This window comes from Dehalogenimonas alkenigignens, assembly GCF_001466665.1.
Taxonomy (GTDB): Bacteria; Chloroflexota; Dehalococcoidia; order Dehalococcoidales; family Dehalococcoidaceae; genus Dehalogenimonas; species Dehalogenimonas alkenigignens.
The window spans coordinates 340,744-356,318 of sequence record NZ_KQ758903.1 but is presented as its reverse complement, the minus strand read 5'-3'; the positions used below and the strand labels follow the sequence as shown (position 1 = coordinate 356,318).

Here is a 15,575-nt window from a genome sequence, read left to right as displayed (position 1 = left end):
ATGCCGATGACCCGCTTTGCCCCGGCTCAGAAAATCCTGTTCGCGATTAACGCCGCCGGCGGCATCGCCGTTCTCGGCAGCTACGCCGTCGGATTGGGTTCCGGCGCCGACGCCCTTTGGGGCGGCGTCCCGGCCGCCATCCGCCCCCTGTACGCGGTATCGATGCTGGTATCAGCCCTGGGCTATTTCGCTTTCATCTACTATCTGCTTTTCAAGATCCGGCCGGAATCGGTCAGCATTGGCTCGGGCGGGAAGTTCCAGCTCTTTTACTGGATCTTTATCGGCATCCTGCTGCCTTCAGCGCTGTGGATGCCCCTGACCAATCTGTATATCGGTTCGCCTTCCGAAGCTTTATGGCTGGCTATCAGGGCGGTGCTTGCCCTGGTCGGGTTGGCTTCGATCGCGCTGTCGGCTGCCCTGGTACAGTTGCGGGGCAACGCCCGCGGCGCCTCCTACCGCCTGGCCGTCGCCGGCAGCCTTTATTTTGCCTTTCATACCGCCGTGCTGGACGCCCTGGTCTGGGCGGCGTTGTTCAGGTAGCGAGGGAAGCAGGCCATGAACGCTGATTTATTCACCGCCGCCGCCCTGGTTATTTTCAGCTACATGACATTCCTCTTCGTGATCGCGGCGTTTACCCGGAACAACAGCGTCGCCGATACCGGCTGGGGCATCGGATTCATCGCCGTGACGCTGACGACCCTGGTTATCGCCGGCGAAGTCTCCGGGGTCAAGCTGCTGACCGCCGCCCTGGTCACCGTTTGGGGGATGCGCCTGGCGGTGCGCATTTTCCTGCGCAACCGCGGCCGGGGCGAGGATTTCAGGTATCGGAAAATGAGGCAGGGGTGGGGCCGGGCCTGGCTGCTGAACAGCTACTTACGGGTGTTCATCGTCCAGGGCGTTTTGATGTTGCTGGTCGCCGTGCCGATCGTCCTGATCAACCGGGCTGCCGCGCCCCCGTTCGGTCTATTAACCGCGGTCGGCGCCGTAATCTGGCTGGCCGGCTTTGTTATCGAAGCGACGGCGGATTATCAGCTGGACCGGTTTATCGCCGGTCCCCAGAACAGAGGCAAAGTGCTTCAGGCCGGGCTGTGGCGCTATTCGCGGCACCCTAACTATTTCGGCGAAGTGGTCCAGTGGTGGGGCATATTTGCCATGGCCCTCGGCGTGGAGTATGGTTGGGCAGGCATTATCAGCCCGGTCACGATTACGTTCCTGATTCTGAAGGTCTCCGGGATTCCGATGCTGGAAAAAACGTTGTCCCAAAATCCGGAATATGTTGACTATCAGCACCGCACCAGCAGTTTTATCCCGCTGCCGCCGAAGAAAGGGTGATCCGACATGCCGAGCCTGAAAGCCTTTTTCACCAACTGGTGGGCGCCGATGCCGCTGCGCCGCAAGATTTATCTAGCCTTCAGAAACAACTGGATAAAAATCAGCCGGCGGCAGAGCTGCTGCGGCCATCCGGGCGAGCCCGGCTGCTGAGAATCCGCCAGGCCCTCGGTCGAGGGTCAGACAAATAACCCAGCCCAGTAGAGGAGCCGATGTCCAGATATGACTACGACCTGATCATTCTAGGCGGCGGCATCGCCGGTTTCTCCGCCGCCGGCATGGCCGCCGGGCTGGGCAAGAAAGTTCTTCTGGTTGAGAAGGGCCGCCTCGGCGGCAACTGCTCGCTGCGGACCTGCATTCCCACCAAAGCCCTTATCCGCGCCGGCGAAGCCTTCGGCAACCTGGAAGCGGCGTCTGAATTCGGGCTGGAGTGCCAGCTTTCTTCAATCGACACCTCGCTGGTCAACAAATACGTCCGGCGCGTCATCGAGGAAGTCGGCGCCATCGACAATCCCGAAAGCTTCAAACAGATGGGCATCGACATCGAGTTCGGCGCCCCCTCGTTCGTGGACCGGCACCGCATCAAGCTTGGCAGCCGGATTATTTCCGGTAACAAATTTATCATCGCCACCGGCAGCAGCCCGGCGCGTCTCAACGTCGAAGGCGCCGCCGAAACGCCGTATTTCACCACCGAAAACATTTTCGGCGAGGACAAGCTTCCGGCCTCGATCATCATCCTCGGCGGCGGGCCCGCCGGCATTGAATACGCCACCGCCTACTGCATGCTGGGGCTTAAGGTGACGGTGGTGGAACTGGCCGAAACCATCCTAGCCCGCGAAGACCGGGAGATGACCAAACTGGTGGCGGACCGGATGCGCCAGAACGGGGTGGCGCTGCTGACCGGCTGGCAGACGGTCAGGCTCTACCGCTCCGGCAAAGAGGTGTCAGCCGAAATCAAGAACGCCTCCGGCGAAACCAGGGTATTGACCGCGGAAGCCCTGCTGATGACTATCGGCCGCGTCCCCAACATAGAAGGATTGTCGCTGGATAAGGCCGGGGTGGCCGTCACCCCGCGCGGCATCAAAACCGACCTGGGGATGCGCACCACGGCGGATAACATCTATGCCGCCGGCGATGTCGTCGGCCCGTTCCAGACCGGCGCGGTGGCCGAGTACCAGGCGCTTATCGCCGCCAACAACGCGCTGATCCCGCTAATCAAAAAACGGGCTGATTACCGGACTATCCTGTGGATCACCTACACCAGCCCGCCGCTGGCCCATGTCGGTCTGACAGAAGAAGAAGCCCGGAAACGGTACGGCGACAAGGTCAAGATTTATCACTATGAATACAGCCGAATGCGGCGGGCCCGGGTGGACCGGCAGGATTTCGGCGTCGCCAAGTTCATCACCGACGCCGGGGGCAAGCCGCTGGGCATCCATATCCTGGGACTGCATGCCGAAGAAATGGCTCATGAAGCCGAACTGCTGCGGGTGTACCGCAAGCCGCTTCATACCCTGCATTTCGTCAACCACGCCTATCCGACCTATTCGGAGGCCATCTTTAAGCGCATGGGCGATATCAGCTACCTGGACAGGATGGCCGCCAATCCCATTATCCGGCTCGGCCTGGAGCTGATGCCGGGCTTTGTCAACAACCTGGAAAAACTGAAGAAAAAGCTTTAGCCAGGGTCCGGCGGCTGTTCGGAGCGTATCTCTTCAATCGTTTTTTGGTCGGTCTTGGACAGCTCCGCGCCGCTGAGGAGCTCAGGCCGCCGCGTCAGTGTCCGCCGGATCGATTCCTGCCGGCGCCATCTGGCGATGGCGGCATGGTTGCCGGAAAGCAGGATATCCGGCACCTTAAGCCCCCGGAACTCCGGCGGGCGGGTGTAGTGGGGGTATTCCAGCAGTCCTTCGGCTGAAGGGCTGTGAGACTCCTCAAGGTGAGACTCGCCGCAGCCCAGCACTCCGGGTATCAGCCGGGCCACGGCATCGGCCACCACCATGGCCGGCAGTTCGCCGCCGGACAGCACGTAGTCGCCGATGGAAAGCTCATCGTCTACATAATTCCGGATGCGCTCATCGAACCCCTCGTAGTGCCCGGCGACGAGGATCAGCCGGGGTATTATCGACAGTTCGGCGGCAAGCGCCTGATTGAACAGCCGGCCGCCCGGCGACAGCAGGACGACCCTCGCCTCGGCATCGTCCAACGACCTGACCGCCTCGATAGCTGCCACCACCGGCTCCGGCTTCATCACCATGCCGGCGCCGCCGCCGTAGGGGGAATCGTCAACCACCCGGTGTTTATCGTGCGCCCAGTCCCGGATGTTGTGCAGCCGGATATCCAGCAGGCCGCGGTCAGCCGCCCGTTTTAAAATACTGGCGGCGAAAGGCCCCTGGAACATTTCCGGGAACAGCGTCAGGATGTCGATGCGCACGGATTAATTCTAGCATATCCGTCTGTCTCCGATGGCGGCGGCCGGCGGCATTGTCGAATCATGTTTGCGGCATAAAATCGAACCTTTAGGGAGCTAGAGAGAGCGGTAGAGTGATCGGACATCGCAGACTGGCATGGCAATCAGCCTGAATCGCCTCTATTCACTGCTGTCTCCCTTTGACCAAAACCTGGTTTGGGAGTACATTAGAAATGTGGGTACCGGGCGGTACCCGCAGGCCAAATAAGCGAAAGGAGGTAGGATGGTAGAGAGACAAGCCGTTCTTGGGATTTGGCTGTTTCCCTGGAAACACTCCTCGCTTGGAGGTGGCGAATCCTAGGTTCCGTGTCCGAGGCGAGGAGTCTGGAAGAAGGCTCTTGAGCTTTTCATAAATGGATTGAAACCCATCTGGTCTTTTTGATCAGGCTGGAGAAGTAAAGAGCGAAGCCGGGGGAAACCCCAAGCAACGAAAACAGAATAATTTCCAGAGGAGCCAAACAACCAACAAAAGGTTAACAGGTTTCAAACGGAGTTACCGGGCGGGCGATTAAGCGGACTAGCTAGTCGCCCGCCCTGATTTTAATCGTGTCGCCGATCCTGGTCCCGGTCAGCGCCGCCGCGCTGCCGCCCCTGACGGCGATTTCCAGATAGCCGGAGGATCCGATAAGGGCGGCCAGCCCGCCGCCCTCGGCATAAGTCTTCACCAGGCCTTCGATGGCGTGCCGGCCGATTTCCACCCGCGGCGTTCTGGTTTGGGGCAGGTCGGAGGCTTTGATGTCGGTGATGATGTTGCCGAAGCCGTCGAAATACACCGCGTGCCCCGTCACGTTTCCGTCAGGGCCTGTTTCCGGCCGCGGCAGATCCAGCATATGGATCAGGTTTATGGCCTGGCCGAAGGCCGGCGCCTGGAATCCCTGGGCCAGCATCGCCGCCGCCGGCGCCATGATATCCCGGCCGTTGAAGGTCGGCGAGACCGGCTGTCTGAAGAAGCGGGGGTTTGTGATTTCAAAGGCGTGGGCATCGCCGGACAGGGCCATGCGTTTCAAACCTGATACCGTCTCTCCGGGACCGCTGACGTAATCACGCGCCACATAGGAGAAGATGCCGTTGTCCGGACCGACAAAAGTGCCTTCCGGCGTGCGCAGGATGATGATTTTACGGCTGGTGCCGACCCCGGGATCGACAACAGCCAGGTGAACGGTCGAACGGGGAAAGCAGCGGTATACCGTGGACAGCAGGAAAGCCGCCTCGAAGACGTTTTGCGGCTGGATTTTGTGGCTGATATCCACGATCTGTGCATCCGGCGCTATGCCTAGGATGACGCCCTTCAGGGCGGCGGTGTAACCGCCGGCTTCGCCGAAGTCTGTGGTCAGGGTGATGATGGCGGCCACCGCGACCCTCCACGAATCAAAGGCGCGGCTTGCCGCGCCCCGGCGTCAGATGATTAAGAGGACCCAGATTGAGATGAGCACCAGCAGGACGACCAGGACAATGGTCATCTGGAAGAGGGTTTTTTCAACGCCTCGCTTGGTGCGGAAGACGGTATCGGCCTGGCCGAAGATGCCCCCCAGCCCGCCGCCTTTGACCTGCAGCAGGGTCGACAGGCCGAGGGTTACCGCCACGACGATTTGCGCAATCAATAAAAAGGTCAGCATTTCTTATCCTTCTTTGAGTTTCGTAAGAATTATATCAGAAGCGGCAGCCGGATTGGCGCGCCCCTTGGACAGCTTCATCAACTGGCCGACCAGGAATTTCAGCGACTGCTCCTTGCCGGCTTTGTAGTCGGCGACGGCGGTCGGGTTATCGGCGATGATTTGAGCCGCCATGGCCGCGATGGCGGCGTCGTCGGAGATCTGAGCCAGGCCTTTCTCGGCGATGATCGCCTCGGCGCCTTTGCCCGTTCGCCACATCTCGTCGAGGACGGTCTTGGCGGTGGCGGTGTTAACCGTACCCCTGCCCGTCGCGGTGATCAGCCCGGCCAGCGCCGCGGCCGGCACCTTTTCGGCAAAAGCGGCGATGTCGATACCGGCGGCGTTGATGATGCGGGAAACCTCGCCCGCTACCCAGTTGGCGGCGTCCTTGGGGGAGAGCTTCATATCGGCGGACAGGACGCTCTCGAAATAGTCGGCGATGTCGCGGGCGGCGGTCAGCAGCGAGGCATCGTATTCGGAAAGCTGGTAGTCGGTCATGAACCGGGCTTGCCGCGCCTCGGGCAGCTCCGGCAGGCTGGCGCGGATCCTGGCGATCCATTTATCGTCGAACTCCAGCGGCGGCAAATCCGGCTCCGGGAAGTAGCGGTAGTCGTGGGCGAACTCCTTGCTCCGCTGCGAGACGGTTTCGTCTTTATCGTCAACCCAGCCCCGGGTCTCCTGCCTGATGCGGACGCCCGCGTCATAGTCCCTGGCCTGCCGTTTTTCCTCGTATTCCAGCGCCCGGAACACGGCGCGGAAGGAGTTCATGTTTTTGACTTCCACCTTGGGGTTGAACCCGGTCTCGCCGCGCGGCCGCAGCGAGATGTTGGCGTCGCAGCGGAAAGAGCCCTCCTCCATGTTGGCCACTGACACGCCGAGGTAACGGAGGATCGAACGTAATTTTTGAAGGTACTGCCGCGCTTCTTCCGGGGTGCGCATGTCAGGCTCCGAGACGATCTCCATCAGCGGCACGCCGGAGCGGTTGACGTCAACCAGGGAATAGCCCGGCCCGCCGATCTCGTCGCGGTGGAGCAGCTTGGCCACGTCCTCCTCGAGGTGGACGCGGGTGATGCCGATGCGCCGGGTCCGCCCGTCGGCGGTAACGTCTACCCAGCCCTGGCGGCCGATGGGCTCGTCGTACTGGGAAATCTGATAGCCCTTCATCAGGTCCGGGTAGGGATAGTTCTTGCGGTCGAACTTTGAATGCGGCGCGATGGTGCAGTTCAAAGCCAGCGCCGTCAGCATGGTGAACTCCACGGCCTTTTTGTTTATCACCGGCAGGACGCCGGGAGCGCCGAGGCACACCGGGCAGACGCGGCTGTTCGGCGGGGCGTCGGCATAGTCGGAGGCGCAGCGGCAGTACATCTTGCTGGCCGTGGCCAGCTGCGCGTGGACCTCCAGCCCGATGACCGTCTCGTATTTGTTGGTTGTGGCGTTCGTCATGAAATTAACCTTGTAAGTATAGCAGGGGCAGATGGGGCGGGCAACGGCCGTTACTAACGGGGTAAAGAGGTAAAGAAGTATTGCCATATTGAGACTCGAGTGTTATCATCCGGGAACAACGTTAGCAATAATAACCGGAGGCGATGATGCGAATCGGGTTTGTAGAAATACTGATTATGGCTATAGTTGTCGCGCTGATGATTTTTCCGATTGTGTTAGCTGGACTGTTTATTCGTAGAAAAAACCTTTTAAACCGGCAAGCGCGGGAAAACCAGGAATTGCAGACCGAGATTGACGCACTCAAGCGGCAGGTGGCGGAATTGGAAAGCAGGAAGGAGAGCATGCAATAAGTTCTGGAAATCTCCCCAACCTGACCGGCGTCAGAATGCGAGGCCGCTTTTTGTCTTCCGATCAAAGCGGCAAGGTTGAGATTGCACTAATTATCCCTACAATAAGGTCCACTACATAATTCCTTCATCATTTTGAGGCATAATAAAAAGGTGCTACCGTAATAAGGTCGGGTTATGCCCCGTAGCCCTGAAAGGATGCTCGCATGGAAACGGTGCCCTCCGCCCCTCAGGATAGTTACTACCGGCCGGGGCCTTCCGGCGTTGCGGCGCCGCCGAAAAAATCAGGCGGCGGCTGGCTTGTCTCGCTGCTGCTGGCCATTCTCCTTATCGGCACCGGTGTCAACGGCGCCCTCTGGCTGCAGGAACAAGACAGCCTGGACCAGGCCGGCGCCGACCTCTCGGCGCTGAACACCCAGAACGCCGCCCTGCAGACATCCCTCAGCCAGGCGCAGGCCGGGGCCTCGTCGCTTCAGGCTGACCTGGCGGCCTTGCAGCAGACAGTCGCCGGCCTGGGCACGACGGCGCCGCCCCCGGCTTCCTCTACCGATTTCACCGCCGCGGCCAGGAAAATTGAGCCCTACACCGTTTATATCGAAGCCTCCGGGCGCACCGGCGCCGGCACCGGCTCCGGCACCATCATCAGACCCAACGGCTTCGTGCTGACCAACCAGCACGTCATCAGCGGCGCCACCTCCATCCGGGTCACTTTGAAAACCGGCGAATCCTTCAGCGCCACCCTGATCAACTCGAACGCCGACCTGGATGCCGCGGTGCTCCGGCTGAACACCACCCGTACCGACTTTCCCTTCGCCGCCCTCGGCTCGTCGGCCGGGGTGGTCATCGGCCAGCAGGTGCTAACCTGCGGCTTCCCGCTGGGGTCTGACCTGTTCGGCAACGCCCAGTTCGGCCCGGCGTCCTTCACCGCCGGCATCGTTTCAGCCATTCGCAACCTGCCTTCCGCCAATACCGATAATCCCAATGTCAGGCTTGATTACATTCAAATGGACGCCGATATAAATCCGGGCAACTCCGGCGGCGGCCTGTTCAATTTGAACGGGGAGCTCATCGGCATTCCGGCCTACGGATTCGCCACCGGAATTAACGCCTCCATCCCCATCGACGCGGTCAAAGCGCTGATCCAGAGCGCCGTGGGTTAGCGGGCAGTAAGATATGAAAAACGCCGTCGCCGCCGCCATCATCGCCGTCGTAATCCTGGCTAACGGGGGCATCGCCCTGTTGCGGGCCGATGCCGGCAGCCAGCTTCAGGCCGACCAGTCGCAAATCGCTTCGCTGGTGACCGCCAACGATGCGGTCAAAACCCAGATTGACGCCCTGACCGCGGCGCAGGCTCAAAGCGCGGCGTCGCTGCTGTCGCTTCGGGCGGCCGTCAATCAGTTGGCGCAGGGTTCCGGAGCGGCTCAGGCTGAATTCAACACCGTGATGCAGGCCATCAAGCCTTCGGTGGTCAAGCTCAATGCCACCGGCCCCGGCCTCAGGGGCTACGGTTCCGGGGTGATCGTCAGGTCCAGCGGCTACGTCCTGACCGTCCTGCACGCCGTCAGCGGCGCCGGTTCGATCACCGTCACCCTGAGCACCGGGGAGCAGTTCCAGGCAACGATCGTTGCCTCAAACACCGCCGCCAATCTGGCTTTGCTGAAAATGACGACGACCCGGACCGATTTCCCGGCGGCGCCTGTTGGTTCGATCAATACCCTGTCCGTCGCCCAGACGGTAATCGCCGCCGGCTTCCCGCTGAGCCCGGAACTGGACGGTCCCGCCACTTTCACCGTCGGCATCGTTTCGGCGCTGCGCACCGCCGCTGACTACTATTTCGTTCAAAGCGATGCTGACATCGGCCCCGGCAGCGGCGGCGGCGGTCTGTTCACCCTGGACGGCCGGCTGGTGGCCGTCGCCTCGCTGGCGCAGGCGGATGGCATTTACCTCTACATTCCCGTTGACGCCGCGGCTTCGCTGCTGGCCGGGATCGGCTGACACCTGCTGGTCGTCTCGAAATAGAGTATTGACAACCGCTCATCGCGGGCATAAAGTAGAGCCAAGCCGATATCAGGAGCGCCGAATTGAAGCGCCTGGCTCCAATATTGCTGGTTGCGTTATTTATCCTCGCCCTTTTTTCAGTTCTTCCCGTTTCGCTTTCCGCCGCTGACTACGAACTCCACGATGTCATGAACGGGGCCGTCCCCGGACTGAGCGTAGTCGTCAACGGTTCCGGTCAGGGCTACTACGGCCAGTCGATTCGCGCCACCTTTTCCAACAGCACCGGCGCCCCGCTTACTGTGAAGGTCCCCATCGGCCTGGCGCTGCTGCCGCAGAATGCCGGCGTTCAGACGATGTATACCGCCGGCGCCGAGACAATTTCAGTTCCCCCCGGCAGCAGCCAGAGTCTCATCATCGCCTTTTGCGGCGAACAGCACGACTCCGGCCCGCGGAGTTCCGATGTCTTCACCGCCGGCGGTTTCGCCACCGGCAGCCTGCTGCAGACGCTGAGGAATATCAATCGGGCGGAGAGTTTCGGTTCGGACGCCCAGGCCGCGGTTTGGCATCATACCGACGGCAACGATATTTCCAGTAACGATCTCGCCCAGGACCTCGCCGGGGGCTTCGGCGCGGCCGGCGCGGCGGCCGCCGCCGGGCTGGCCGGTTCGGCGCTGGCCGGCGGGACGGCGCTCCTTCTGAACCGGATCGAACGCGGCGGCGGTTCCGCCGAAACAGAACCGGCGCCGTGGCCGGAAGAAAATGAAGAGTCCATGATCGCATCGCCGGAGGCCATTGACGATCGTATTGTGCCGGACTACGTCCCGGAAACGCTGCCGCCGGAACTCCGCCCGCCGATCGAGATCGCCGAAATCCCGCCGCCGGAAGACCCGGCTGACGGCGTCATGGTAGCCGGCGGCAATCTTCAGGATGTGATCGACGACATCAAGCGGGCATGGGATAAATACCGGGAACTCCGGGATGCCAACAGGGCAGAGCCGCCGACGACGCGGCCCCAGATTTTTGAATCGCTGACCAATAAAGACCCCTGGGACAAACGCCTCAGCGACTGGTGGGAAAACGTCAAACGCCACGCTCCCTGGGGTGAGGGCGATCCCCCGGAACAGGTCAGGCGGCAGACAGAGTTGGAACAGGAGGGCGGCCGCCGGATACGGCAGGGCGTGTTCGGCAGCGGCGCCGAGTTGACCCGGGCCCTAGGCCAGACCCCAGAGCAGTTGATCCAGCAGGTGGAGCGGGAAGTCGTCGCTGACAACGGCAAAGCAGCTATAAGATTTGTCCGCCAGGCCAACCAGCTTATTACGCCGGCGGTAGAAAATGTTAAAGGTTTGCCCGGTAATGTTACCCGCGACCTGTCCGGAGCCCCGCTGGCCGTTTTCGACAACCGGACCCCCGATGCCGGTGCCGCGGCGGAGCTGCTGGCTGGCGTCAAGAAAGACGACGCTGCCCATCAGGCCTATGCCGAATTCTTCCAGAAACATGACGGGCCGCCGGACAGGAGCAATCCGGCTCAGGTCAACGAGTTTATGGATATGTACAACAGGATCAAGAGCAGGTAGGCCATGGCGCAGACGGATTCCAGAATCCCTGAACCGCCGTCACTCCATCCGCTGGAGGCGTTCGAGCTTTTCTATTTTTTCTGCGCCGTCCATCGTGAAGGCCGGATAACCTTCCGCCAGTTCACTGAAGGCATGAAAGCCTTCCGGTTTTACGATGAACGCCAGCGGGTCTGGACCATCGGCGCCCGCACCGGCCGCTGGTACCGGCTGGACGGCGGCCGGTGGCTGGCCGGCGAGCCGGACAGCAGGCTGACCCCTACCGCATTAAAAGGCTGGCACGATTATTTTCAGCGGATCGGACAGCCGCAGGGCTGCGCCCGCTGCGGCGTAAAGGTGCCCGCCGGATCCAAATTCTGCCTGAACTGCGGCGCTCCGGTCGCCGCCGCTTCGGCTTTACCAGCCGATGGCTCCAGGATCGTCTACTGCCGCCGCTGCGGGCAGCCTGTGGCTGCGGCGGCTAAATTCTGCAACGCCTGCGGGACCGGGAGGCAATAGGTGCTCGATACCGTTCTTATGATTGCAGGCTATATCTCGGTGCCGCTGGTGCTGCTGTCGGTCTTCGCCATGGTCCGCACCATCGGCAAGCCGCGGCCTCTCGTGGCCTTGGGTCTGCTTCTCCAGGTTGTCTTCTCCGCCGCATTCCTGGTGCTGTACCGGTTCCTGCTCGATATTGGCGAGCCGACCACGCTTTCGCTGGCGCTGCTCGCTGCCGGCCTGGCCGGGGGCGCCTTCCAGGGCTTCACCACCAAACTTGATGTCTCCGGCGACAGGGTGACGGCAAAAAGGTCCGTTTTCTATCTGTTGATCTGGGGGCTGTCCTTCAGCGCGACCCAGCTTCTGGCAATGCTCGGCCAGGACACTATCGCCGCTTACGGGTTATCCTCCGTTTACCTGGCCACCGGTATCGCCGTCGGCATGAACGGCACCCTGCTGGCGAGGCGGATGATGGTTTCAGCGTCCGGTCATCCGGCTGGTATCAGGGCGGCTTCGGCCTGTCCGGCCTGCGGCTCGGCCAACGCGCCCGGGCGAAAATTCTGCGGCGCCTGCGGCCGATCACTGGCGGCGGCGGCCGCCGGAACCGCCTGCCCGGCCTGCGGCAACACGGCTTCACCCGGTCAGAGCTTCTGCAACCGGTGCGGCCGTTCGTTACGCTGAGTAGTATGAATCGGGGGGTTCTAGAGATGCGGTGTCCCAAATGCGGCGGCGCCAATGAAGCAGGGTCCCGCTTTTGCGGCGTCTGCGGAGCTTCTTTGGCCGTAGCCCGTCCGGTAACTCCGGCGGCGCCTGCTCCAGTTCGGGTCTATTGCCAGCGCTGCGGCACGCCTAATCCGGCCGGCAGTAAATTCTGCGAGGGCTGCGGTTCTGCCATGGGGGCGCCTGCGGCTCAGCCCGCCACCCCGGCGGGCGCGGTGCCGGCTAAACCCGCGGCAGGCAAACCGCCGGGCGCCCTATGGGTACTGCCGGTCCTTTTCGGCTGGCTGGGCGGTATCATCGCCTGGGCAGCGGCTACCGGGACCAATCCTTCGACGGCGCGCAAAATGCTGGCGCTGGGTTTTTTGGTTACCCTGATATGGGTCGGCGTGGTAATCGTCCTGGATATGGCCGAATCCGGCTTTTCGTTCTCCGATTTCAGTTTTGAGTAACATCACCGGAATACTTCAGCTAAATCACGAACAGCAACTCCGCCCGTAGGCGCGGGTGGGATAATCCCACTGGTGGGAACATCCCACCTGGGTTATCAGTTAAATCACGAACTCCCCGTTTTTATACAGCAATTTCCCGTCCACCGTGATCTGCCCGCCTTGCCGCAGGTCGCAGACCATGTCCCAGTGGATGGCGCTCTCGTTCTTGGACCCGGTCTCCGGTATGCCGGCGCCTAAGGCCATGTGGAAGCTGCCGCCGATCTTTTCATCGAAGAGAATCTCGCGGGTGAAAGACTTGATGCCTTTATTGGTGCCGATGGCCAGTTCTCCCAGGCAGCGCGCCCCGGCGTCGGTGTCGAGGATTTTATTGAGGTAGTCCTCGTTTTTTTCGGCTGTCGCCCGGACGCACTTGCCCTTTTCGAACCACAGCCGGACACCGGTGATCTCGTGTCCCTGGTGAATGGCCGGGTAGGAGAAGTAGACGCGCCCCTCGGCGGAGTCCTCCACCGGCCCGGTGAAGACCTCTCCGTCGGGCATGTTCCGCTTGCCGTCGCAGTTGACCCAGGACCGGTCTTCGATGCTGAATTTGATGTCGGTTTCCGGGGCGGTGATATGCACCGTTTTCTTGCCTTTCAACCAGTCGACGACCCGCTGCTGGTCGGCCGAGAATTTTTTCCAGTAGCCGACCGGGTCCGACAGGTCGGGCATGCAGGCGCCGAACAGAAAATCGGCGTAGTCCGAAAGGCTCATGTCGGCGTCCTGGGCCATGGCGTTGGTCGGGTAGGGCGCGACCGTCCAGCGGAATTCTCCGGCGGCGGACCGCTGCATCATCGTCTTCACCAGGTGTCGGCGCGCTGCGGAGTGCCAGGTCATCTTCTGCGGGTCGACGCGGGAAAGGTGGCGGGTGTTCTCCTCCGCCAGCACCGAGATGCGGACGTCGTATTTTTCAGTGATGTGCGCCATCGGTTCATGGACATACTCGATCTGCTCTCTAGTCCCGTATTTGAAGAGCAGTTCCGCCGTTTGCGCCGGCCAGGCCATGGCGATGGGAAAGCCGCCGGCCTTCAGGGTTTCGACGAATAGGGCATCGGCCAGTGGCCGGGCGGCGTCAGGGGCGAAAATCGCCACTCGGTCGCCCTTTTTCACGGCAACGGAGTAGTTGACCAGCAGGTCAGCCAGTTTTTCAACGCGGGGGTCTTGCATGTGGACTCTCCTTTTTAACACTATCGCCGAGATTATAGCACTGCAGCCAAACGTCTTTGCGAGTCACCGGCGGCGCCGGGACGAAGCAATCTCAAATCCGCGCTTCAGGTACTCAACATAATAAAATATGCCGCCAAAAACGACAAAACTCGCTTGACCTCGGCTCTGAACACATGTGCTATAATGCCTGTCATGCGCTCAGACTATGTACCTGGCTGCCAGGGGAAGAATTTTGTCCTCGGAAGCCGATCGGGGTTGTTTCAAAGCGATCGATAAACGACTCCCAATCGAGCCGCCAACGCGGCAAAGAGCAATCGTTTCCGGAAAAGAAGAATATTTAGGGGTAAATCAAATGACAGTCCGGCTAGGCCGCGAACACCACCACGTAGTAATAAACCAGCATGACGGCAAACACCACCGAGTCCATTCTGTCCAGGAAGCCGCCGTGGCCGGGGATGGCGTTGCCGGAGTCCTTGATGGCCATATTGCGCTTGAACAGGGACTCCACCAGGTCTCCGGCCTGTCCGACGGCGGAAGCCAGGAGCCCCAGCAGGCCCAGGGTGAGATAATCCGGCGTCAGCCCGAGGACCGGTTTCAAGATGACGGCGGTTATCACCGCGGCGATAGCTCCGGCGAAGGCGCCTTCCCAACTCTTGCCCGGGCTGATCGACGGCGCCATTTTGTGGCGGCCTGTCGCCCGCCCGATAAAATAGGCGAAGGTATCCGAGGCCACCGTAACGCCGATGGCGAAGAGCAACCATTCCCGGCCGCTCTCAAGCAGCCGCAGCGCCGGCAGGAAGGAAAGCAGCCAGCCGACGTAAATCACCCCGGCCAGAGTCCAGGCCCAGCGGACGAAGCTTTGAGACCGGTCGCCGGGTTTCAACAGGTACAGCAGCGACAGCGCGGTAAAGCCGGCCAGCAGCGGCGCCAGGCTGCCCTCGACATGCGGCGAGGCAATAAACAGCACCACGCCGATAGTCCCGATGGCGGCGAAAGGCGGCGCCTTGACCTGGGACACGACGCGGTTGAATTCGGCGATGGCCATGACGCCCCAGATTGCCGCGCCGATGGTCAGCCAGGGCAGCGGTTCGTCGAACCAGATAGCCGCCAGGGCGATAATGCCTAACAAGACACCTGAGACAAGTCGTTTCTTAAGCAAGTCTTAAAGACCCCCGAAGCGGCGCTGTCGTTTGGCGTATTCCGCCAGCGCTTTGCTGGCTTCCTCGCGGCCGAAATCAGGCCACAGGGTATCGGTAAAATACAGCTCGGCGTAGGCAGACTGCCACAGCAGGAAGTTGGAGAGGCGTTTCTCGCCTCCGGTGCGCACCAGCAGGTCGACATCGGGCAGTCCGGAGGTATGAAGGTATTTCCCGAAGACCGTCTCATCGATCGAATGGGCATCGATCTTGTCAGTTACCACCCGGCGCGCCGCCTCGACGATCTCAGCCCGGCCGCCGTAGTCGAAGGCGAAGGAGGCAACGGCGCCGGTGTTGGCCGCGGTCCGCGTCACGACCCGTTCGACGCCCTGGCGCAGCGGCAAGGCCAGCCGGTCGAGCCGTCCAAGATGGCGGATGGAAACATTACGGTCGTCCAACTCGCCGGCGGTGCGTTCCAGCGCTTCGGCCAGCAGCTTCAGTATGCCGGCGACCTCGTCCCTGGGGCGCTTCCAGTTTTCAGTTGAAAAAGAGAAGAGAGTTACAAACTCAACGCCGGCCTCGGCCATGCCCAGCACTACCTCAGACACTTTTTCCAGCCCGGCCCGGTGGCCTTCCAGACGCCGCAGGCCGCGGGCAGTAGCCCAGCGGCCGTTGCCGTCCATAATCAGGGCGACATGGCGTGGGACAGACCCCGGGAACTCAGGCGAGGGTATCATCAAGGCGTTATTGTAAGCGTATGAGCTTCTATCAGCAAGGTTA

General features: G+C 61.4%; 18 protein-coding genes. 11 read left to right on the top strand and 7 right to left on the bottom strand.

The features are described from left to right. The 4 genes from DEALK_RS01920 to DEALK_RS01910 are packed head-to-tail and all read left to right on the top strand — an operon-like array spanning position 1 to position 3,011. On the top strand, positions 1-540 hold the full coding sequence (locus DEALK_RS01920) for a hypothetical protein (protein WP_058438207.1): 540 nt from the start codon (positions 1-3) through the stop codon (positions 538-540). A 15-nt stretch (positions 541-555) separates the two neighbouring features. Further along, on the top strand, positions 556-1,332 hold the full coding sequence (locus tag DEALK_RS01915) for a DUF1295 domain-containing protein (RefSeq protein ID WP_058438204.1): 777 nt from the start codon (positions 556-558) through the stop codon (positions 1,330-1,332). A gap of 6 nt (positions 1,333-1,338) precedes the next feature. After that, positions 1,339-1,482, top strand: coding sequence for a hypothetical protein (locus DEALK_RS10075; RefSeq protein ID WP_186007569.1), 144 nt, complete (start codon positions 1,339-1,341; stop codon positions 1,480-1,482). Positions 1,483-1,541: 59 nt separating this feature from the next. Continuing rightward, on the top strand, positions 1,542-3,011 hold the full coding sequence (locus DEALK_RS01910) for a dihydrolipoyl dehydrogenase family protein (RefSeq protein WP_058438202.1): 1,470 nt from the start codon (positions 1,542-1,544) through the stop codon (positions 3,009-3,011). Here the strand turns inward: DEALK_RS01910 and trmD are convergent. The 4 genes from trmD to gatB all read right to left on the bottom strand — a co-directional run bounded on the left by trmD (position 3,008) and on the right by gatB (position 6,894). Next, the gene (gene trmD / locus DEALK_RS01905; protein ID WP_058438200.1) at positions 3,008-3,763 is read right to left on the bottom strand and encodes a tRNA (guanosine(37)-N1)-methyltransferase TrmD; all 756 of its coding nucleotides are present in this window, start codon (positions 3,761-3,763) and stop codon (positions 3,008-3,010) included. The two genes, DEALK_RS01910 and trmD, sit on opposite strands and share 4 nt — an antisense overlap. 557 nt (positions 3,764-4,320) lie before the next feature. Beyond that, complete coding sequence (locus tag DEALK_RS01900; protein ID WP_240608335.1) at positions 4,321-5,151, bottom strand: SAM hydrolase/SAM-dependent halogenase family protein; 831 nt, start codon at positions 5,149-5,151, stop codon at positions 4,321-4,323. Between the two features lie 45 nt (positions 5,152-5,196). Continuing rightward, positions 5,197-5,415 carry a preprotein translocase subunit SecG gene (gene secG / locus DEALK_RS01895; RefSeq protein ID WP_058438198.1) on the bottom strand — a complete coding sequence of 73 codons (219 nt, stop codon included), beginning with the start codon at positions 5,413-5,415 and terminating at the stop codon, positions 5,197-5,199. Positions 5,416-5,418: 3 nt separating this feature from the next. After that, positions 5,419-6,894 carry an Asp-tRNA(Asn)/Glu-tRNA(Gln) amidotransferase subunit GatB gene (gene gatB / locus DEALK_RS01890; RefSeq protein WP_058440009.1) on the bottom strand — a complete coding sequence of 492 codons (1,476 nt, stop codon included), beginning with the start codon at positions 6,892-6,894 and terminating at the stop codon, positions 5,419-5,421. A 146-nt stretch (positions 6,895-7,040) separates the two neighbouring features. Here gatB and DEALK_RS01885 point away from each other — a divergent pair, with 146 nt between their 5' ends. The 7 genes from DEALK_RS01885 to DEALK_RS01855 all read left to right on the top strand — a co-directional run bounded on the left by DEALK_RS01885 (position 7,041) and on the right by DEALK_RS01855 (position 12,456). Beyond that, positions 7,041-7,244, top strand: a complete 204-nt coding sequence (locus DEALK_RS01885) for a hypothetical protein (protein ID WP_058438196.1) — start codon at positions 7,041-7,043, stop codon at positions 7,242-7,244. A 203-nt stretch (positions 7,245-7,447) separates the two neighbouring features. Then, on the top strand, positions 7,448-8,401 hold the full coding sequence (locus tag DEALK_RS01880; protein WP_058438193.1) for a trypsin-like peptidase domain-containing protein: 954 nt from the start codon (positions 7,448-7,450) through the stop codon (positions 8,399-8,401). Between the two features lie 13 nt (positions 8,402-8,414). Further along, complete coding sequence (locus tag DEALK_RS01875) at positions 8,415-9,236, top strand: S1C family serine protease (RefSeq protein WP_058438191.1); 822 nt, start codon at positions 8,415-8,417, stop codon at positions 9,234-9,236. Between the two features lie 86 nt (positions 9,237-9,322). Next, a complete protein-coding gene (locus DEALK_RS01870) occupies positions 9,323-10,813 on the top strand; it encodes a hypothetical protein (RefSeq protein ID WP_058438189.1) in 1,491 nt (496 codons plus the stop codon). A 3-nt stretch (positions 10,814-10,816) separates the two neighbouring features. Next, on the top strand, positions 10,817-11,308 hold the full coding sequence (locus tag DEALK_RS01865) for a zinc ribbon domain-containing protein (RefSeq protein ID WP_058438187.1): 492 nt from the start codon (positions 10,817-10,819) through the stop codon (positions 11,306-11,308). Continuing rightward, positions 11,309-11,968 (top strand): zinc ribbon domain-containing protein, encoded by a 660-nt coding sequence (locus tag DEALK_RS01860; protein ID WP_058438186.1) that lies wholly within the window; start codon positions 11,309-11,311, stop codon positions 11,966-11,968. It abuts the gene before it with no gap. 26 nt (positions 11,969-11,994) lie between these two features. Further along, positions 11,995-12,456: a zinc ribbon domain-containing protein gene (locus DEALK_RS01855; RefSeq protein ID WP_058438183.1), complete on the top strand. Its 462-nt coding sequence runs from the start codon at positions 11,995-11,997 to the stop codon at positions 12,454-12,456. Positions 12,457-12,555: 99 nt separating this feature from the next. On the opposite strand, the gene DEALK_RS01850 is transcribed toward DEALK_RS01855, so the two are convergent. From DEALK_RS01850 to uppS, 3 genes are all read right to left on the bottom strand, one after another. Next, positions 12,556-13,659: an aminopeptidase gene (locus tag DEALK_RS01850; protein WP_058438182.1), complete on the bottom strand. Its 1,104-nt coding sequence runs from the start codon at positions 13,657-13,659 to the stop codon at positions 12,556-12,558. 364 nt (positions 13,660-14,023) lie between these two features. Beyond that, positions 14,024-14,818, bottom strand: a complete 795-nt coding sequence (locus DEALK_RS01845; RefSeq protein ID WP_058438180.1) for a phosphatidate cytidylyltransferase — start codon at positions 14,816-14,818, stop codon at positions 14,024-14,026. A gap of 3 nt (positions 14,819-14,821) precedes the next feature. Next, entirely contained in the window at positions 14,822-15,532 is a 711-nt protein-coding gene (gene uppS / locus DEALK_RS01840; RefSeq protein WP_058438178.1) for a polyprenyl diphosphate synthase, read from the bottom strand. Positions 15,533-15,575 lie beyond the last annotated feature (43 nt).